The organism is Methylobacterium sp. Leaf93 (genome assembly GCF_001422345.1).
GTDB classification, from domain to species: Bacteria; Pseudomonadota; Alphaproteobacteria; order Rhizobiales; family Beijerinckiaceae; genus Methylobacterium; species Methylobacterium bullatum.
In genome coordinates, this window is the sequence record NZ_LMMS01000027.1 from 231777 (window position 1) to 251273 (window position 19497).

At 68.4% G+C, this 19497-nt stretch carries 18 protein-coding genes; 8 read left to right on the forward strand and 10 right to left on the reverse strand.

Features of this window, described 5'->3' with window-relative positions; all coding sequences use genetic code 11:
* Positions 1-363: 363 nt before the first annotated feature.
* Complete coding sequence (locus ASF26_RS17060) at positions 364-669, reverse strand: ribbon-helix-helix domain-containing protein (protein ID WP_056256499.1); 306 nt, start codon at positions 667-669, stop codon at positions 364-366.
* Positions 653-1291, reverse strand: a complete 639-nt coding sequence (locus ASF26_RS17065) for a ParA family protein (RefSeq protein ID WP_056149447.1) — start codon at positions 1289-1291, stop codon at positions 653-655. The genes ASF26_RS17060 and ASF26_RS17065 overlap by 17 nt, the downstream gene beginning before the upstream one ends.
* A 476-nt stretch (positions 1292-1767) precedes the next feature.
* Here ASF26_RS17065 and ASF26_RS17070 point away from each other — a divergent pair, with 476 nt between their 5' ends.
* A complete protein-coding gene (locus ASF26_RS17070) occupies positions 1768-2346 on the forward strand; it encodes a hypothetical protein (protein WP_056256501.1) in 579 nt (192 codons plus the stop codon).
* A 15-nt stretch (positions 2347-2361) separates the two neighbouring features.
* Here ASF26_RS17070 and cobF read toward each other — a convergent pair whose 3' ends face one another.
* Positions 2362-3120 (reverse strand): precorrin-6A synthase (deacetylating), encoded by a 759-nt coding sequence (gene cobF, locus ASF26_RS17075; protein WP_056256505.1) that lies wholly within the window; start codon positions 3118-3120, stop codon positions 2362-2364.
* 42 nt (positions 3121-3162) lie between these two features.
* Here cobF and ASF26_RS17080 point away from each other — a divergent pair, with 42 nt between their 5' ends.
* From ASF26_RS17080 to ASF26_RS17095, 4 genes are all read left to right on the forward strand, one after another.
* Complete coding sequence (locus ASF26_RS17080; protein ID WP_056256508.1) at positions 3163-3624, forward strand: hypothetical protein; 462 nt, start codon at positions 3163-3165, stop codon at positions 3622-3624.
* An 87-nt stretch (positions 3625-3711) separates the two neighbouring features.
* A complete protein-coding gene (locus tag ASF26_RS17085) occupies positions 3712-5400 on the forward strand; it encodes an efflux RND transporter periplasmic adaptor subunit (protein ID WP_056256512.1) in 1689 nt (562 codons plus the stop codon).
* Between the two features lie 12 nt (positions 5401-5412).
* A complete protein-coding gene (locus ASF26_RS17090) occupies positions 5413-8553 on the forward strand; it encodes an efflux RND transporter permease subunit (RefSeq protein WP_056256515.1) in 3141 nt (1046 codons plus the stop codon).
* A gap of 15 nt (positions 8554-8568) precedes the next feature.
* Positions 8569-8994 (forward strand): DUF305 domain-containing protein, encoded by a 426-nt coding sequence (locus tag ASF26_RS17095; protein WP_056256518.1) that lies wholly within the window; start codon positions 8569-8571, stop codon positions 8992-8994.
* A gap of 18 nt (positions 8995-9012) precedes the next feature.
* Here ASF26_RS17095 and ASF26_RS17100 read toward each other — a convergent pair whose 3' ends face one another.
* The 5 genes from ASF26_RS17100 to ASF26_RS17120 all read right to left on the reverse strand — a co-directional run bounded on the left by ASF26_RS17100 (position 9013) and on the right by ASF26_RS17120 (position 13499).
* Positions 9013-9360 (reverse strand): hypothetical protein, encoded by a 348-nt coding sequence (locus ASF26_RS17100; protein WP_156463029.1) that lies wholly within the window; start codon positions 9358-9360, stop codon positions 9013-9015.
* 315 nt (positions 9361-9675) lie between these two features.
* Positions 9676-11220 carry a M10 family metallopeptidase C-terminal domain-containing protein gene (locus tag ASF26_RS17105; RefSeq protein ID WP_056256525.1) on the reverse strand — a complete coding sequence of 515 codons (1545 nt, stop codon included), beginning with the start codon at positions 11218-11220 and terminating at the stop codon, positions 9676-9678.
* A 179-nt stretch (positions 11221-11399) separates the two neighbouring features.
* Positions 11400-12197: a 2-oxo-tetronate isomerase gene (gene otnI / locus ASF26_RS17110; protein WP_056256528.1), complete on the reverse strand. Its 798-nt coding sequence runs from the start codon at positions 12195-12197 to the stop codon at positions 11400-11402.
* 40 nt (positions 12198-12237) lie between these two features.
* Positions 12238-12951, reverse strand: coding sequence for an anti-sigma factor (locus tag ASF26_RS17115; RefSeq protein ID WP_200925952.1), 714 nt, complete (start codon positions 12949-12951; stop codon positions 12238-12240).
* Positions 12948-13499, reverse strand: coding sequence for a sigma-70 family RNA polymerase sigma factor (locus ASF26_RS17120; protein ID WP_018043540.1), 552 nt, complete (start codon positions 13497-13499; stop codon positions 12948-12950). Before ASF26_RS17120 ends, ASF26_RS17115 begins: the two co-directional genes overlap by 4 nt.
* 269 nt (positions 13500-13768) lie before the next feature.
* Between ASF26_RS17120 and ASF26_RS17125 the strand changes: the two genes are divergently transcribed.
* The 3 genes from ASF26_RS17125 (at position 13769) to ASF26_RS17135 (ending at position 16928) form a co-directional block, all read left to right on the forward strand.
* A complete protein-coding gene (locus ASF26_RS17125; protein ID WP_056256531.1) occupies positions 13769-14743 on the forward strand; it encodes a S1C family serine protease in 975 nt (324 codons plus the stop codon).
* A gap of 31 nt (positions 14744-14774) precedes the next feature.
* Positions 14775-16205, forward strand: a complete 1431-nt coding sequence (trmFO, locus tag ASF26_RS17130) for a methylenetetrahydrofolate--tRNA-(uracil(54)-C(5))-methyltransferase (FADH(2)-oxidizing) TrmFO (RefSeq protein ID WP_056256972.1) — start codon at positions 14775-14777, stop codon at positions 16203-16205.
* 492 nt (positions 16206-16697) lie between these two features.
* Positions 16698-16928 (forward strand): hypothetical protein, encoded by a 231-nt coding sequence (locus ASF26_RS17135; protein ID WP_156463030.1) that lies wholly within the window; start codon positions 16698-16700, stop codon positions 16926-16928.
* 41 nt (positions 16929-16969) lie between these two features.
* On the opposite strand, the gene ASF26_RS17140 is transcribed toward ASF26_RS17135, so the two are convergent.
* Positions 16970-17494, reverse strand: coding sequence for a GNAT family N-acetyltransferase (locus ASF26_RS17140; RefSeq protein ID WP_056256976.1), 525 nt, complete (start codon positions 17492-17494; stop codon positions 16970-16972).
* 140 nt (positions 17495-17634) lie between these two features.
* Positions 17635-19320, reverse strand: a complete 1686-nt coding sequence (locus ASF26_RS17145) for an L-lactate permease (RefSeq protein WP_056256536.1) — start codon at positions 19318-19320, stop codon at positions 17635-17637.
* Positions 19321-19497 lie beyond the last annotated feature (177 nt).

Sequence of the window (19497 nt, forward strand, 5' to 3'; positions counted from 1 at the left end):
ACGCCACACGGGCCTCAGGAACGGAAGAGCGGTCCGGTCCGGCCATCGAAGTCTGCCCGGAAGGAACGGTCTTCGATTGCACAGACAATTGTCGGGTTGACGTAAAGGAAACCTGAACGCTGCGGATAGGGCTCCGATCCGTTGCCCATGGCTGATCCGTCGAACGAGGGTTTAGCCCTATTGTTATGCGGGATCGAAAGAAGTTGCGGTTCCGAGGATGTGGATATCATGCTCCGGATCCCTCCTCCCGACCCATCGGGAAGAGATGTCGTGGGCTGATGCGGAACGTGAGAGTTCAGGTGCAAGGATCTGAAAAAAAACGATTTTCTCCTGTCGATTGTCGATATCGACAGGAGAGGGCCGTTAGCGGTGGTTGGTCTCGTTCAGCCGCTCGATCGGCATGGTCCCCCGCTGTTTGAACAGGAGGTCGAGGGCTTCGAGCATGAGCGCGTGCATCTTGGTGCGCTCGGTATGGGCAAGGTCGCGGAGCTGGTCGTAGACCGGTGGCTCCAGATAGACCGACATCTGTCGTGCACGCTCCTTCAAGGTGCTCGGGGCCTTGCGGACGGGGACGTGGCCCGTATCGAGCTGGACGATGTCGGCGCTCCTGGCCGGGGGAACGGTTCCCGCGACGATGGAGGCGAGGCTCGGCCTAGGCGGCTTTGGCATGCTTGGCGACCTGCATCCGCTTCTCGATCCACGTCCAGAGCCTGCGCACTTCGCCGGCGGCCTGGCCCTTGGGGTTGAATTCGGTGACGCCCTGACCGACGCCGATCGCGTCCTGATGATCGGTGCGCGCGACGATGTTGACGTCCGGCAGGATGCCCAGCACGGCCAGGCCATCGGCCGCGTCGCGGATCCGGTAGGAGCGCGGCGGGGTCTGGTTCAGCACGAAGGCGAACTTCTTCTCCAGGCGGTAGACCGCGGCCAGGGTCGGCTTGAACGCGCGCAGGTCCGCCGGGGTGGGGCGGCAGGGGATGATGCAGAGATCGGCCGCGCGGATCGCCGAGAGCGTGCCGGTGGAATCGACGCCCGGCGTATCGATGAAAACGTAATCGTAGGAGGAGTCGCGCAGCTGGGCCATGACGGCCTCGATCTGTGACGCATCGATCTGCGCGACTTCCGGTCCATCCACCGTGCGGTGGTCGAGCCAGTCGCTGATCGTCGCCTGACGATCCATTTCGAGGATGCAGACCGACAAACCGCGCTCCTGCGCCGCGACGGCCAGTGAGATGCACAGCGTGCTCTTCCCACTCCCCCCCTTCTGGGTGACGAAGGTGATGGCTTTCATACGGGAGCCCTTCTCGCGTCCTGAGATGTCGCCTCCTGCCGTGCCGGGACGATCCCTCGGCCCAAAAGCCGATCGAATCCCCTGCCTCGGATGGTCACCGGTCGGGCTCGCAGCCGTCGTCCCGTGACACCAGGATGCCCTGATCCCGGTTTTGGCCCGTCATGGTTAACCAGTGGTTAAGGGCGGGGCCGGGGATCGGCGCGTGCCGTGAACCGGGGATCGAGACCGCGACGAACGATGCCGCCCGCGTTCGACCCCGGGGCCTTCGATCAATCTCAGGTTGCTAAAAATTCCCGTAGGGCGTGTCTCATCCCTTTCATTTGCGGGACTCGGCGCTTAGGTTGCCGCTGACATCGCGGATCGACGGGGATTTATCAACTTCAGGTAAATTCAATGCGAGGGCGATCCCTGCCTCGTGTCGATCCGCGGTCACACGTTTCGTCCTCAGCGATCCGCCCCGGCGGCCCAAGAGATCCATGCCTGCGCGTACGAGCCTTCTCACCAGCGACACGGACGGAATCCTGGCGGCACTCGACGCGTCGGGCGTCGTGGGCGTCTGGTCGCACGACGTCTGGGCCGGCCGGATCGTCGTCTCGGACTCCCTCGCGGACGTGCTCGGTCTCGTTCGGGAAGCGGCGGGCGTGAGTCTCGACGCGTTCCTCACGACGATTCTCGCCGAGGACCGGCTTCGCGTGGAGAACGCCCTGCATGCCGCCGTCGAGGCGGGCGGCCCGTTCGAGATCGCGTTCCGGACGGTTCGAGGCGAACGCCGTCTCGGCTTGCGCGGACGGATCGACCGGGGCGAAGCCACCGGGCGGGCGAGAGGCCTCGGCATCGCCATCGATCGCAGCCAAGACGGGGCAAGCCTTCACCAACCCGGCCTGCACGCGGAGGCTGCGGCCAACCGCATGGCGGAACACGCCATCGCCCTGCACGACCTCGCGGCCGACCTCCACCAGCCGAGACTGGCCGCGGTTCTCGACTCCCTCATGCGGGAGATCGCCTTCACCCTGGCCGGCCACCTCGAAGGAGCACGGCGTCCGCGCGAACATTGAGGGCGAGGATCCGGCTCAATCCGTAGGTCTGCGCAGGAGGTAGATGTCCATGATCCAGCCGTGGCGCGCCCTCGCCTCCGCCCGGACCCGCCGGATCTCGCCGGCGAGGTCGCCGAGGCGGCCCGACAGGATCACCTCGTCGTCGCTCCCGAGATAAGCGCCCCAATAGATCGTCAGGTTCGGGTCGAGATGGGCGAAGGTCGGGTCGCCGTCGAGCATCACCACGGTGGTGTCGGCCTCGGCGGACAATCCTCCGGCGATCTGGCGCCCGGTGGTGATCTGCACCGGCGCGCCGATGCGGTTGAGGGCGATGCGGTGGCTCGCCGCCAGGGCCTGAACGCTGGTGATGCCGGGAATCACCCGATGGTCGAAGGCGAGGCGCCCCCGCGCCACGATCCGGTCGATGATCCGGAGGGTGCTGTCGTAGAGCGAGGGATCGCCCCAGACCAGGAAGGCGCCGGTGCCGTCCTCGGGAAGCTCGCGCGCGATCATCGCCTCGTAGAGAGCCGCGCGGGCACCGTGCCAATCCTCCACGGCGACGCCGTAATCGGCCGGATTCCGGTCCCGCTCCGGGTCCTGCGCCTCGACGATGCGGTAGGGGCGGTCCTCGATGTAGCGCTCGCAGATCTCCCGGCGCAGGGCGACGAGGTCGGCTTTCTCCCCTCCCTTGTCGAGGACGAAGACCACATCCACCGTATTCAAGGCCCGGATCGCCTGGATCGTGACGTGCTCCGGATTGCCGGTGCCGATGCCGATCACGAGGATCTGTCTCACGCGTCTAGCCTTCCGAGTTGCGATCGGCCCTGTCGCGGGCGCATGCCCTATGCTACGCTCCGCGCCGACATGAAACCCATCCGGCGCAATCTGGACCGGAGCCTCGCGCTCTGGCTGATGACGGTGATCCTCGCGATCGCCGGCTTCGGCCTGTCGTCGCCCGCGAGCGCCCATACGGGCCACGGGCACGATGGCGGCGCCCCTGTGGCATGGGTCCAGGCTCCGGACTCCCTCGACGCGCTAGCCGTCCGGGCGGATGCCGTCACCCCCGGCGTGCATGAGATCGTGTCCGTCCTGCGGGCGGAGCCCCATCTCGGCTGTGCCGGCCCCTGCTGCACCGGCCCCTGCGGAGCCGCCTGCTGCTGCGCCATCGGCCTGGCACCGGCCGATGGCGATATCACGTCCGCACCCGGCTTGACCGGTCCCGTTCCCGTGGGTGCCATGTCCGCCCGTACGGACGTCGCTCCGGATTCTCCGTCCGAACCACCAAGACCCTTCGCCTGACGTAACGACGGCGTTCCGCGCCCGGCCGCCTGACGGCGCCGCGCGGAAAGCCGTCCCTGCTTCATCGGCGTCGAGGTTCTTTCCATCATGTCCATCGTTTTCCCGGCAGCCCTGCGCCTCGTCGCGGCGTGCGCCATCGCCTGGGCAGCCCTGTCCGGCGCGGTCCTGTCCCATGAGGGCCATTCCCACGGAGACGAGGCCCCTGCCCTGCCCGTCACCGCGGCGGCACCCCGGGCAGAGGCGAAGTCGGAGCGCTACGAACTCGTCGCCACCGTGCACGGCCACGATCTCGTCTTCTATCTCGACGCGTTCGAGACCAACGTGCCGGTCACCGACGCCACCCTCGCCCTCTCGACGCCGGAAGGCCGCAGGAAGGCCGAACTCCAGGCCGACGGCACCTACCGGCTTTCGGCCCCCTGGCTGGAGGAATCCGAGCACCACGACCTCCTCGTCGCGGTGACGGCGGAGGGCAGCACCGACATCCTTTCCCTCGATCTCGACCTGCCGGCCGCCAAAGCCGCGGCGACGACGTCCGGGTCGGCGACCGCCGCCTCCCTGGTCGAGCGCCTGACGCACCAGCCGCCCTCCGTCACCGCCGCCGGAGGCTTTCTCCTCGGCCTCGGCGCCGTCGTCCTGATCCGCCGTCGGCGCACGATTCCCATCGTCGTCGTCCTGGCGGTCACGGCGACGATCGTGTTGGGCAGCGCCGCCCTCGCCCATGAAGGCCACGATGCCGCGCCGGCCGAGGGCGGGATGATGGCGAGCCCGCCCTCCGGCGGCGCCGACCGGGCCAAACGCCTGGGCGACGGTTCCATCTTCGTGCCCAAATCCCTGCAGCGGCTCCTCGTCCTGCGCACCGCCGTGACGGCGACGCAGAGCGTGGCCCGCACCGTGGCCCTGCCCGGCCGGGTCATCGCCGACCCCAATGCCAGCGGCGTGGTGCAATCCTCCGTGGGCGGCCGCCTGGCCCCTCCGGCGAATGGCTTCCCGCGCCTCGGGACCCGCGTGACGCGTGGCGAGGTCCTCGCCACCGTCACCCCACCGGTCCAGGCCGTGGACGTCTCCGATATGCGCCAGCGCCAGGGCGAGCTCGATCAGCAGATCGCGATCCTCGACCGGCGCGTGGTCCGGTTCGAGCGTCTGGCGGGGACCGGCGCCGTGGCCCAGACCCAGCTCGACGATGCCCGCTCCGAGCGCGACGGGCTGAAGGACCGCCGCGCCGCCCTCGACGCGGTCCGCGGCTCGCCCGAGGCCCTGGTCGCGCCGGTGGACGGCGTCATCGCCGAGGCGAGCGCCACGGCGGGCGCCATGGCAGCCCCCGGCACCGTCGTCTTCCGCATCGTCGATCCGGGCAAACTCTGGATCGAGGCGCTGAGCTTCGAGGCTCTGTCGCCGGAAGGCTCGGCGACGGCCCGCCTCGGGGACGGGCGCAGTCTTGCCCTGACCTATCGCGGAGCCGGCCTCGCCGACCGCAATCAGGCGGTCCCGGTGCAATTCGCGGTGGCGGGCGAGTCCACCGGCCTGCGGCTCGGCCAGTTCGTCACCGTCCACGCCCCCTTGACGGGGGAGCGGACCGGCCTCGCCGTGCCGCGCTCCGGCATCCTGCGGGCGGAGGGCGGCAGCGTGGTCTACGAGCATGTCGGCGCCGAGCGCTTCGTGGCGCGCAGCGTCCGCACCGATCCCCTCGACGCCGACCGCACGCTCATCGCCGAGGGTCTGGAGCCGGGACGGCGCGTCGTCGTCCAGGGCGCCGAACTCCTCGACCAGATCCGCTGAGGAACCGCGAAGATGTTCGGCCTCATCGTCGCGCAATCCCTGCGCAACCGCCTCCTCGTCGTCGCGCTCGCTTTCGCCCTGGTCCTGACCGGCGCGCTCTCCCTCGCGCGCCTGCCCGTCGACGTGCTCCCCGACCTCAACCGGCCCACGGTCACGATCCTGACCGAAGCCGAGGGCTTCGCCCCCACGGAGGTGGAGCAGCGGGTGACCTACCCGATCGAGACCCGCATGAACGGCCTGCCCGGCGTCAGCCGGGTGCGCTCGGTCTCCGGCATCGGCCTGTCCATCGTCACGGTGGAGTTCGAGTGGGACACCGACCTGTTCCGGGACCGGCAGTTCGTCAACGAGAGGCTGGCGCTCGCGCGCTCGGAACTGCCGCCCAACGTGGTCCCGCAGATGGGGCCGGTCTCCTCGATCATGGGCGGCATCCTTCTCGTCGCCGTCACCTCGAAGACCGCGACCCCGATGCAGGTGCGCGAGACCGCCGACTTCACCTTGCGCCCGCGCCTGCTCTCGATCCCGGGCGTGGCACAGGTGATCCCCATCGGCGGCGAGGTGCGCCAGTTCCGGGTCGCGCCCAACCCCGCCGCCATGCGGGCGCTTGGCGTCACCGACGAGGCCCTCGCCCGCGCCCTCCAGAATTACGGCGGCAATGCCGGCGGCGGCTATTCCGAGGCCGGCGGCCGCGAGGTCCTGATCCGCGCGCTCGGCCGCACCACCGATCTCGACGACCTTCGCAATCTCGTCGTCACGACGCCGGGCGGTCCGGTCTACCTGCGGCAGGTCGCCGAGATCGCCTTCGGAGCGCGGCCCAAGCGCGGCGACGGCGGCTTCATGGGTAATCCCGCCGTGGTGGTCTCCATCGAGAAGCAGCCCGGCATCGACACCGTGCGCCTGACCCGCGAGGTCGAGGCGGCGCTCAAGGAGATCGGCCCCTCCCTGCCGCACGGAATCGAGGCCGGCAACGTCCTGTTCCGACAGGCGGACTTCATCGAGACGTCGCTTCGCAACGTGATCACGGTGCTGATCGAGGCCGTGGCCGTGGTGGCCGTGGTGCTGTTCGCCTTCCTGATGAACGTACGGACCACGCTGATCTCGCTCGCCGCCATTCCCGTCTCGATCCTCGCCACCGCCACGGTGTTTTCGCTGCTCGGACTCTCCATCAACACGATGACGCTCGGCGGCCTCGCCATCGCCATCGGAGAGCTGGTGGACGACGCCGTCGTCGATGTGGAGAACATCCTGCGGCGCCTGCGCGACAACCGGGCGGAGGGCTCGCCTCGCAGCACTTTCGCGGTGATCGTCGAGGCGTCCAACGAGGTGCGCTCCGGCATCGTCTACGCCACCATCATCATCTGCCTCGTCTTCGTCCCGCTCTTCGCCCTGTCGGGTATCGAGGGCCGGCTCTTCGCGCCGCTGGGCCAAGCTTACATCATCGCCATCCTGTCGAGCCTCGTGGTCTCGCTGACCCTGACGCCTGTCCTTTCCTCCTGGCTGCTCCCCGGCCTGAAGAGCCTCGACCATCCCGAGAACCGTCTGATCCGCGGCCTCAAGCGCGCCAACGGGCGCCTCGTGGAGACGGCCTTCGCCCATCAGCGCCTCGCCATCGTCTGCGCGATCGTCGCGGTGGTCGCCGCCGGCTACGGCACGGGACGCTTGCCCCGCGCCTTCCTGCCGACTTTCAACGAAGGCTCGTTCACGGTCACCACCACTTTCACCCCCGGCATCTCCCTCGCCGAATCCGCCCGCGTCGGCGCCATCGCCGAGCGCCTGCTGATGGAGATCCCCGAGGTGGACAAGGTCGGCCGCCGCACCGGACGCGCCGAGCTCGACGAGCATGCCGAGGGGGTCCATTCCACCGATCTGGAGATCCGCCTGAAGCCCGGCGGACGCGAACGCGACGCCATCACCGCCGAGATCCGGGGGCGGCTCGCCGCCCTGCCGGTCACAGTGAATGTCGGCCAGCCGATCTCCCACCGGCTCGACCACATGCTCTCCGGCGTCCGGGCCGAAATCGCCCTCAAGCTGTTCGGCGAGGATCTCGACGCGCTGCGCCGCACCGCCGAATCCCTGCGCGAGACCTTATCCGGCATTCCGGGCGTCGCCGACCTCCAGGTGGAGCGGCAGGTGCGCGTTCCCCAGATCGAGATACGGGTCGATCCGGCCAAGACCGCCCTCTACGGTGTCTCCCCCGCGACGGTGGTGGAGACGGTGGGGAACCTCGCCAACGGACGCGTGGTCTCGACCCTGGTCGAGGGACTGCGCCGCTTCGACGTGGTCCTGCGCCTGCCCGAGAGTGGCCGGTCCATGGCCGCCCTGCGCGACCTCCTCATCGAGACGCCCTCGGGCTGGGTACCCGCCCATGCCCTGGCCGACATCGCCGAGCGGGACGGGCCCAACCAGATCCTGCGCGAGAACGGCCGCCGCCGTATCGTGGTCCAGGCCAACACCGTGCCGGGCTCGGACGGCTCGAAGGTCGCCGCCGACATCGCGCAGGCCCTGGCACGCACGACGCTGCCGGAGGGGATCAGCGCGCGCCTCGAAGGCGCGTTCGAGGCACAAGGGGAGGCGACCCGCCGGATCGGCCTCCTCGGACTCGTCTCCTTCGCCCTTGTCTTCGCGCTGCTGGGGAGTCGCTACCGCTCCGGCGTGCTGGCCCTCATCGTCATGGGCAACGTTCCGCTCGCCCTCATCGGCAGCGTCGTCGCCCTCACCATCGCCGGTCTGCCGCTCTCGGTGGCCTCGATGATCGGCTTCGTGACGCTCACCGGCATCGTCGCCCGCAACGGCATCCTGAAGATCAGCCACGTGTTGAATCTCGGGTTGAACGAGGGGCTGCCCTTCGGCCCGGCCCTGGTGCTGCGGGCGAGCAACGAGCGCCTCGTGCCGGTGTTGATGACGGCGCTCGCCGCAGGCATCGCCCTGGTGCCGCTGCTCCTAGACGGGACCGCGCCGGGCAAGGAGATCCTGCACCCCGTCGCGGTGACGATCTTCGGCGGCCTCATCAGTGCGACGCTCCTCGACGCCATGTTGACGCCGGTCCTGATGCTGCGCTTCGGCGGACCCGCCTTCGCCCGACTGCGCGAGGCGCAGGGCGACGAAACCCCCTCCCCGGTGGCGGGGGCACTGCCCTCCCCGCCCGCAACCTTCTGACGACAGGGAACGCCCATGACGAAGACAGCCCTCCCCGCGATCCTGGCCGCGATCCTGGCTCTGCCCCTCGCCTCCCCGGTTCTCGCGGCCGGCGAGCACCGCCACGAGGACGGCACCGTCCATACGGACGGCCACGATCACGGCCCGAAGACCCCCGCGAAGGGCAAGGCCGCCGACACCCCGGCGACCCGCGCCTTCAAGGAGGCGAGCATGCGCATGCACGGCGACATGGAGATCCGCTATTCCGGAGACGTCGACCGTGATTTCGCCGCCGGCATGATCCCGCACCACAAGGGCGCCCTCGCAATGGCCAAGGTCGCGCTTCAGTATTCCAAGGATCCGGAGGTTCGCACCCTGGCCGAGGCCATCCTCAAGGCACAGGAAGCCGAGATCGCGCAGATGGAGGCGATCCTGAAGCGGACCGATCCCGCCAAGAAGTGAGGTCCGCCCCGTGCGGCGTCAGGCGCGGCGGCTCTTCCGCCTGTCGCGCTCGTCGTCGAAAGCCGCCGGAACGCCGCTGAGCACACGCAACGGATGCGTGTGGACCGGGCGAAACGTCCTGGGCATCGGGCCGCAACCGATACAGACCGCGTAAGTCCAGCGCAGCCAGAGACTGGTGTTCTCCCTGTCGATCTTGTCCTGGCGCTTTCGCGCCTCGGCGATGGCGGCCCTGACCTCGGCCGCCCGCTCCTCGCTGACGGCCTCCCGTTGCCGGGCCGTGACGGTGGGCTGGTTCTGCCCCGGCTGAGCGATGCAGGGCGAAGAAACGACGCTCAGGCCTATTAGTATTCGCAACACCAATCGCATGCGTGCCTCCGAAATCGCAGAAGGCATTCCCCGTTTTCGGACTGCTACGGCCACGATGGACGGAAAGTTTCAGGCTCCTTCCGCCACGTACAAGGCAGGGACAATCCCCCCGTCTTCCGGAAGGTGCCTCGGGATGAGGTCACGGGAGGGGATCGGCCATTCCGCTCGTCGTCGACAGGTCGCCCATCGGAACGGCCCGTCGAACGGGTGTCTAAGCAGGTTCCGCAAAAGTGGTCACCAGCTTTGCGGGAAAAAACCTGCGTCATTCTAGAGACCTAAGCGAGGCGATGCGTTGGCTTGCCAACGCGAACCCGCTTAGACGACGAGCACATCCGCGAAGGTCAGCGCCGCTTTCGTGTCGATCACCGCGACGGCAAGGGCATTGCCCGCTCCGCTTCCATCGGCATCGTAGGAGAGGAGGCCCGTGGTTTGGTCGTAGAGAACGCGGTCATCCGCATCGAGCGATCCCGATGCGACGTCCTTGAACGCGTCTTCCGACAGGGGGCCCGCGCCGAGGGCGGAGAACACCTTGCTCGAGAGGGCGACGACATCGTCGGCGACGGAGAAGTCGCGGATGTGATCGGTGTTGTCGGGGCCGGGCCGTGTGCGGAACAGGAAGGTATCCGCCCCCTCTCCGCCGGTGAGGACGTCGTTTCCGGCACCGCCCGTCAGCATGTTGGCGGCGCCGTTGCCGACGATCGTATTGGCGACGGCGTTGCCGATCCCATCGATCGCCTCCGAGCCGAAGAGCCTGAGCGCTTCGAGATTCGTGCCGAGGCGATAGCTGGCCGAGCTCAGCACATGGTCCGTACCGCTCCTGGCCGCCTCCTCGATCCTGTCGAGGCCGTCCGTGACGTAGATGTCGTTCCCGAGCCCCCCGCTCATGCGGTCGGCTCCCCGTCCGCCATCGAGCCAGTTGGCCCCGTCGTTGCCGATGAGGATGTCGTCGCCCGCCCCGCCCTTCGCCTTCTCGATGGAGACGCCGTTGGCAATGGTCACGCCGCCGGTCAGGGTTTCCGAGGTGGAGAGCCAGCCGCCTCCGCCGATCTCGGCCTTCAGGGTCGCGGCGCGCAGGTCGATCTTGGCCGCGCTCGATCCCTGATAGACGATCGTATCGGTGCCGTCCGTATCCCAGATCGTGGTGTAGCCGCGATTGGCGTCGACATCGTCGCTGAAGCGATAGACGTCGTTGCCGGTGTTGTGGGCGCGGGCTCCATAGAGATGCTGCAGGGCCGCGATGTCGATGGCACCGAAGGAGCCCGGCTGGGCGTTGAGCGGCGTATTCTCGTCGTGCTCGGGCGTGAACGGGTTGTCCTCGCCCCAGAACGGGAAGGTGTATCCCATCACCGTGTAGATCTGGGAATTAAGGTTGCCGGTGCCGAAATCGCCCGGCTCGACGACGCCCGGCAGCTTGCCGTTCTCCCCGTCATGGGGGTGGCCGAGCCCCAGGCTGTGGCCGATCTCGTGGATCCAGGTTTCGGAATAGGTGCCGAGGCGGACCACGTCCGCGGCCCCTTTCACGCTCGTCGGGTCGATGCCCACCGCCGTTTCCAGCGAGGTGGTGCCCGGGGCGGGCGTGCCGGATTCGCCGCCTCCGCCGACATCGAGCCGCTGGATCAACTGGGCCCGCGCCACGCTGCCTTCGACGAAATCGACATTCGCGACGCTGCTGACGGTGTCGTAGATCTCCCTGTAGAACGCCTTCCAGTCGCCCTCGGAGAAATCGTCGATCCCGTTCGCATCGATGTCCTGCGCCTTGAACCCGTAGGTCAGGGTCGTGGCGTTCCAGGCGCCGCCGAGGATGAGGCTGTCCACGACGGCGTTCCCCGTCAGGGCGACGGGTTTGAAGAGGTCGGCCATCGCTTGATCTGTCCCTTGGGGAAAAGCTTTTCGAAGCTTGGCCGTCCGAGCCGGCCGGGGCAGTCCCTAACCACGATGCCGCGTCATAAACAATTGATGATTCCGCCCCTCCGTGGCGAACCGTGCTAGGTGGAAGCGCCATGCTTCATCGGGTCCGAAGGGGAACCGGCCTCACCGCGCTAAATTCGGGCTCGTGCGCTCGCACAGGCGCTCAGCCAGCCGAGCCCATCCTCGGTTCGGCCACGCGGATTGTACTCGCACCCGACCGATCCCGAATATCCGAGCCGGTCCAGTTCGGCGAAGACGAAGGCGTCGTTCACCTCCCCCGTGCCGGGCTCGTGGCGCGCCGGTACGCTCGCGACCTGGACATGGCCGATGAGCGGCAGGAGGCGGGCCAGCCGCGTGGTGACGTCACCGTGCAGGATCTGGCAGTGGAAGATGTCGAACTGGAGCTTGAGGTTGGCGAGCCCCTCCGCGCGCAGCTCCGCCACGAGATCGGCGGCGGCATCGACATCGTCGAGGAAATAGCCCGGCATGGAGCGGCGGTTGATGGGCTCGATCAGGAGGTCGATGCCATGCTCGGCAAGGCGCCCGGCGGCGTGGCGCAGGGACCGGCGATAAGCTTGCCCGGCGCGGCTGTCGCGCCCATCGGCCAGGCCCGCCATCATGTGCAGGCGCGGGCAGCCGGTTGCCAGCGCATAGGCGAGCGCGGTTTCGACCCCGGCGCTGGTCTCATCGAAGCGGTCTGGCAGTGCGGCGAGACCGCGCTCACCGGCCATCCAATCGCCGGGTGGCATGTTGAACAGGACGAGGTCGAGCCCGTGCGCGGCGAGGCGCGCGGCGATCGCCTCCGGCGAATGCTCGTAGGGGAACAGGAACTCCACCGCCGTGAACCCGGAACGGGACGCGGCCTCGAACCGGTCGAGGAAGGCGTGTTCCGTGAAGAGCAGCGTCAGGTTGGCGGCAAAGCGCGGCATGGGAGGGCTCCATGGTGGCGGGTTCCCGTCTGGGCCGCCCTCAATCGCGGATGAGCTTGCCCGTATAGACGACGGGGCCGGTGGGCAGGCCGGTAGCCGAGCCGTTCGGCGGCTCCACCGAGACGGCGAAGACACCCTCTCCGCGCCGCGCGGCCTCGGACCCGGCGGGCAGGGCCAAACGTGCGGCGTCCTTGCCGATCAGCCCAAGGGATTTCGGCGTCTTGTCGGCTCCAACATACCACAATTCCAGGCTGCTTCCCGCCGGCGCCTCGGCGCCCACCGGGCGTACCCGCGCGGTTCCCGCCGCCGTATCGATGCTGACGATGAGCGCCGGCGCCTCGCCGCCGCTGCTGACCACGGCGACGTAGCGTGTCTCGCCCTCCCCGCCGGGACGGGGGCCGACGGCGATGAACAGGGCGAGTCCGGCGGCCAGGGCTCCGGCACCCGCCGCTGCCGCCCGCCACAGGCCGAGCTTGCGCGACAGGGCGGCCACGCGGTTGTCGTTCGCCGCCGGAGACGCGGAGGAGCGGTGGGGCAGCGCGCGCAGGATCGCCAGCCACACGCCCTCGCCCGGCTCGATCTCGGGGATGGCGGCGGCGAGGGGCGCCAGCCGGCGCTCCCACTCCCGCACGGCGGCGCGCGCGGCGGGATCGACGGCGAGTTCGAGATCCATGGCGGCGCGCTCGGTGGCGTCGAGCGTGCCGATGACGTATTCGGCGGCGCGCAGGTCTCGCTCGGCGGGGTCCTCGGTCATGCCGGCCCCTCCAGGCAGCCACGCAGGGCCGCGAGCCCGCGATGCAGCCAGGTCTTGATAGTGTTGACGGGACGCGCGAACCGCTCGGCCAGTTCTTCCCGCGAATGGCCCTCGCAATAGGCGAGCACGATGCAGTCGCGCTGCGTCGCCTCCAGGCGGGACAGGCAGGTGCGAAGGGCGTCGCGCCCGAGAATCGCACCTTCGCTGTCATGCGGATCGGCCAACCGTTCCACCCAATCCTCTCCGTCCTCGCTCACCGGCCCCTGGACCTCGCCCTTGCGCCGAACCCCGTCGATCGCCCGGTTGCGGGCGATGGTACAGAGCCACGGCAACGGGCGGCCCGCTTCCGGAGAGAACGAACCGGCATTCTGCCAGATGCGCAGGTAGACGTCCTGGAGCACGTCTTCCGCCATACCGCGATCCCGTTGGATACGGAGCACGATGCCGAAAAGTTTCGGAGCGGTGAGATCGTAGAGAGCCCGAAGGGCCTGCTCGTTGCCGGATGCCACGGCCGCGATCAGGCGCGCCAGTGCCGCGTCGTCACGCAAGGGTCGGGGCATCCTCTCGGCACGACATGATACGACCGTTCGATCTGGCGGGAACGTTGCAAACGAGTCTTAATGGAGCGGATGCGCGCCGGCTACTGCGCGGCGCGCGATCGATGGGGATCGGCATCCCTCTCTCAATGCTGGTCTGCGTGCGGCCGGGCGTGGGTGTTCGACGGCGAGCCGGCGACCTATCTCCAGCAGAAGGCCGCCGATCCTTCGAGGATGCGGAGCCGCGGAACTCCCAGGCGCAGGACAAGGATACGGGATTCATGACGTCGCACGGAGACTGGAAAATTCCCGCCGCCGTGCAGCCCAAGGCTGGCGATTACGCGTACGACCTCGACAAGGCTCTGTCGGCGATCGTGTCACTCTCGACGCGCATCCCGCCAGAGGCGTTCACCGCCGAGACCCTGGGCACGGAGCGGGCCGGCAACGGCGTGGTGATCCGCGAAGACGGCCTCGTCCTCACCATCGGTTACCTCGTCACCGAGGCGGACAGCGTCTGGATGACGACGCATGACGGACGCTCGGTCCCCGGCCACGTGGTCGGCTTCGACGCCGTGACCGGGTTCGGCCTCGTCCAGGCCCTGGGCGACCTGGCGCTGCCGCCGCTTCCCATCGGGCGCTCGGCCAGCCTCAAGATCGGCGACAAGGCGGTGGTGGCCGGAGCCGGCGGACGCACCCGCTGCGTCGCCGCAGAACTGATCGCGCGGCAGGAATTCGCGGGCTATTGGGAATACGTCCTCGACGAGGCCCTGTTCACCGCGCCCTCGCATCCGCATTGGGGCGGCACGGCCCTGATCGGCCCGGCCGGCGACCTCCTCGGCATCGGCTCCCTGCAGCTGCAGCAGGGCGGCGCGGAAGGCCCGAAGGCGATCAACCTCGTGGTGCCCATCGACCTCCTGCCGCCGATCCTCGAAGATCTGACCACCCGCGGGCGGGCGGACCGTCCGACCCGGCCCTGGCTCGGGCTCTATGCCAGCGACAGCGACGGCGCGGTGGTGGTGATGGGGCTCGCCGATGACGGCCCCGCCGAGAGCGCGGATCTGCGCGTGGGCGACGTGCTCGCGGCGGTGGCGGGCGAGCCGGTGGAGGATCTCGCCGGGTTCTTCCGGCAGGTCTGGGCGCTGGGCGAGGCCGGCGTGCGGGTGCCGCTCACGATCGAGCGCGACGGGCGTCCGATCAAGCTCGTCGTGACGTCGAGCGACCGCGAGCGTTTCCTGGTCTCGCCGCAGCTGCATTGATCGGGACGGGGCGCGGGTCTATCCCATGCCCATGACGGACCGTGCAGACACCTCCCCCATCCACATCGTCGGCGGCGGCCTCGCCGGGTCGGAGGCTGCCTGGCAGATCGCCGAGAGCGGCCATGCGGTGGTGCTCCACGAGATGCGGCCGGTGCGTGCCACCGAGGCGCATCACGGTCAGGACCTGGCCGAACTCGTCTGCTCGAATTCGTTCCGCTCGGACGATGCCAACGGCAACGCCGTCGGCTTGCTGCATCAGGAAATGCGGACGCTCGGTTCGCTGATCCTGCGCGCGGCCGACGCCAACCAGGTGCCGGCCGGCGGTGCGCTCGCCGTGGACCGGAACGGGTTCGCCGCCGCCGTCACCGCCGCGCTGGAGGCGCATCCCCTCGTCACGATCGCCCGCGAGGAGGTCGAGGGCCTGCCGCCGGAGGAATGGGGCCGGACCATCATCGCCACCGGCCCCCTCACCTCGCCCGCCCTGGCGGAAGCGATCCGCGGCCTGACCGGGGCCGAGGCGCTGGCCTTCTTCGATGCCATCGCGCCCATCGTCCACCGCGACTCCATCGACATGGACAAGGCCTGGTTCCAGTCGCGCTACGACAAGGTCGGGCCGGGCGGGACGGGGGCCGATTACATCAACTGCCCGATGAACCGTGAGCAGTACGACGCCTTCATCCAGGCGCTGATCGCGGGCGACAAGATCGGGTTCAAGGAATGGGAGGCGACCACCCCCTATTTCGACGGCTGCCTGCCGATCGAGGTGATGGCCGAGCGAGGGCCCGAGACCCTGCGTCACGGTCCGATGAAGCCCGTCGGTCTCACCAACCCGCACGATCCCACCGTGAAGGCCTGCGCCATCGTCCAGCTGCGCCAGGACAATGCGCTGGGCACCCTCTACAACATGGTCGGCTTCCAGACGAAGCTGACCTATTCCGAACAGGTGCGGGTGTTCCGCACGATTCCCGGCCTGGAAAACGCCGAATTCGCGCGTCTCGGCGGCCTCCACCGCAACACCTATCTGGATTCACCCCGCCTCCTCGACGCGACCCTGCGTCTGAAGGCCCGGCCGAGCCTGCGTTTCGCCGGACAGATCACCGGCTGCGAGGGCTATGTCGAGAGCGCCGCCATCGGCCTCATGGCGGGTCGCTTTGCCGTTGCCGAGGCACGCGGCGAGACCCTGGCGCCGCTCCCCGCCACCACGGCGCTCGGTGCCCTCATCGGTCACATCACCGGCGGCCACATCGCGGCCGAGGAGGCCGGGAGCCCCCGCTCGTTCCAGCCGATGAACGTGAATTTCGGCCTGTTTCCGCCCCTTGCCCATTCCCCGAAGGGCGAGGGCGGCAAGCGCCTGAAGGGGCCGGAAAAGGCGGTTGCGAAGAAGCGCGCCTATACCGACCGGGCGCGGGCGGATCTGGCGGCGTGGATGGGAGGCGAGGCGGTGCCGATCGCGGCGGAGTGACGAACACGCCGGATCGCACGACGGCGTCGCCGGTCATGCTCGTCATGGTGGACGAACCTCGTCCTTCGATGCGGTGCGAGTCTCGCAGGGGGGATCGTTCTTAAAGCAACGTCAGCTTGGTTTGTCCGAGAATGGGCCGGGACGGTGCTTTCATTCCTTGTCCATCATAACGATAAAGTCAGTGTTAGCCCGTCCTGCTGCAATCATACGTGGCCAATCCATCTTTCGTTTCCGGATGCCATGTCTCACCAAGCCTTACTCCGTCCCGTCACGCCGGTTCACGCAACGGATCGAACGGACCCGCGACCCGATACCGGCCGCCCCCGGGCGATCACGCGTCGCTTGAGTCGGCTCGGCCGTCGCGCGGCCCTGTTTGCCGTCTGTACGATCGGCCTTTCCGGCTGCATGTCGGCCGAGGAGCAGCGGAAAGCTGATCTCGGTCGATGCTCCGGCTACGGATATGCGCCGGGCTCCGAGGGGTTCGCGACCTGCATGATGGACATCGATCAGAATCGCGAGCGCATCCGTGCGGAAAGGAGCCTTCAACTCCAGGCTGACCTCGCCGTCCAGAATCGCCAACGCGAGGCGCAGGCTGACCTCTACCGGTCCCTCAGCCAGCAGCGCATCGGCGACAAGAGCCTGCCTGTTTGCGGCGCGGCCTCTGGCGGCGGGCTCGATGGTCGGACGGGGTACTGGTACGGCAAGGATTGCCGGAGCCGCTGAATCTCTGGTCCGGCGCGGTCGGCGAGCGGCCGTGGATCCAATCAGACCGGATCCAGCGAGAAGATGCGCCGGCCCGGCCGGTGGCCCTCGTCGCCGGTGTCGCGAAAACCGGTCTTGAGAAGGAGGCCGCGCGAGGCTTCGTTCTGGGGCCGGCACTCGGCAACGATGAAGCGGTGGGGGAAGCGCTTGCGCAGGATCGCGATGGCCCCCGTCACCGCCTCGCTGCCGTAGCCCTGGCCGCGGGCGGCGCCGCCGACCCAGTAGCCGAGCTCCACCGCGTGCTCGCCGCGCAGGTGGAGACCGACCACCGCCACGAGAACGCCGTCGGCCTTGGCCCCGAGGAAGCAATCCTTCGTCGGCTTCCCCCTGCCGATCAGGCGGCGGGCATGATCGAGGGTGAAGGGATCGGGTAGGAAATCCACCGCTCCCGTGATCGCCTGATCGTCGGTGAGGGCCTGGACCGCCTCCGCATCCGCCTGGACCAGCGGCGCGAGACGCAGGCGTGCTGTCGCCTGCGCGGGCAGGTTCGACAGGGAGTAGCGCGAGGCGAGCGTGCGGAAGAACATGGATTCCGTGGTGGAGCCACGCGGCCACGAGGGCAAGATCCCTCTTCGCCGGAACGCTCCTTCCTCGAGCGACGCGACAAAAATGAAACCCGCCCCGGCATCGCCGGGACGGGTCATGGATTCAGCCTATCGGTTCACCCTTACGGATGGATGACCATCGCGCTGAACGGATAGACGTAGGCCTGGAGCATCACGAGCACGCCGACGAGGCAGGCCAGCACGATCGAGTGCCAGAACACGAAGCGCAGGATCTTGCTCTCCTGGCCGAAATAGCCGGTGGCGGTGGAGGCGACGACGATTGACTGGGCGTCGATCATCTTGCCCATGACGCCGCCCGACGAGTTCGCCGAGGCCATGAGGATGCCCGACAGGCCGAGCTGCTCCGAGGTGATTTTCTGCAAGCCGCCGAACAGGACGTTCGACGCGGTGTCGGAGCCCGTGAGCGCGACGCCGAGCCAGCCCAGGAGGGTGCCGAAGAACGGGTAGAGGATGCCCGTGCCCGCAAAGGCGAGACCCAACGTGGCATCGACGCCCGCGTAACGGGTGAGCACGCCGAGCGCCAGCATCGCCGAGATGGTGATGAGCGAGTAGCGCAGCACCCAGATGGTCTCGATGTAGGCGGTCACGAGGCGCCAGGGCGAGAACCGCATCAGGAGGCCGGAGATGATGGCCGCGAACAGGACGCCGGTGCCGGTGTAGGACATGTAGGCGAACTTGAAGACGGCAGGCTCCGGATGGGCGGTGGCCACCACGGGGGGCACCTTCATGATGACGTTGTGCAGGCCCGGCACCGGATAGTTCCAGATGAAGATCGGGTCGACGATGTCCTTGAAGAACTTGGTGCCCCAGATCGCCACGATCACCGAAAGGATGATCCACGGCACCCAGGCCAGCAGGATCTCGGAAGAGGTGGCGGTGCGGGTGGCGGCGGCGGCCTTGGGGCCGTCGACGGTGGTGACGTAGCCGATGGACGGATCGTTGCCGCGCAGGGCCGGCGAGGTCCAGATCACTGCCGGGCGCCAGAAGCGCAGGAACAGCACCAGGGCGCCCATGGAGACGAGCGCGGCGCCGATGTCGACGATCCACGGGTTGACGTAGTTCGAGATGCCGAACTGGGCAAGCGCGAACGAACCGCCGCAGACGAGGATGGCGGGCCAGATCTGCAGCATCCCGCGGAAACCCGCGAACACGCAGATCAGCCAGAACGGCACCAGCACCGAGAAGAACGGCAGCTGCCGGCCGATCATGGCGCCGAGAACGTAGGGGTCATAGCCGGTCACCGAGGCGAGGCCGGCGATGGGCGCTCCGAGCGCGCCATAGGCCACCGGGGCGGTGTTGGCGATGAGCGACAGGCCCGAGGCGGCCAGCGGCGAGAAGCCGAGGCCGATCAGGATGGCGCCGGTGACCGCCACGGGGGTGCCGAAACCGCCCGCGCCTTCGAAGAACGCGCCGAAGGCGAAGGCGACCAGCAGCAGCTGGAGCCGCCTGTCGGTGGTGATGCCGGCTACCGACTGCTGCAGAGTGGCGAACCAACCCTTCTCCACCGTGAGCCGGTAGAGGAAGATGACGTTGAGGATGATCCAGCCGATGGGGAAAAGCCCGAGGGCGATGCCGTAGCCGGAGGCGCGGGTGGCCAGATCCGCCGGCATGCCGAACAGGAAGACGGCGACGCAGAACGCCAGGACCAGAGAGAGGACGGCGGCGATGTGAGCCTTGACCTTGCCGCTGGCGATCATGCCGAGCAGGGCGATGACCGGCAGGGATGCCGCAAGCGTCGAGAGCCATGGGCTCCCAAAGGGATCGTAGACCTGGTTCCACGTATTCACGGGCGTCGCGCTCCTCGGTGAGCCCGATCTCTCGCCGGGCCCTTGACATCGTAGCTAGCAGAGCAGTGGAGCGGGCTCAACGCGAAGAATCTTGTATTCAGATCATGTTGCGCGCGTGCTTCGCTTTCTGTCCGCCGAGACCGCAGACGCCCGGAAACGGCAAGGCATCTCCTTCGA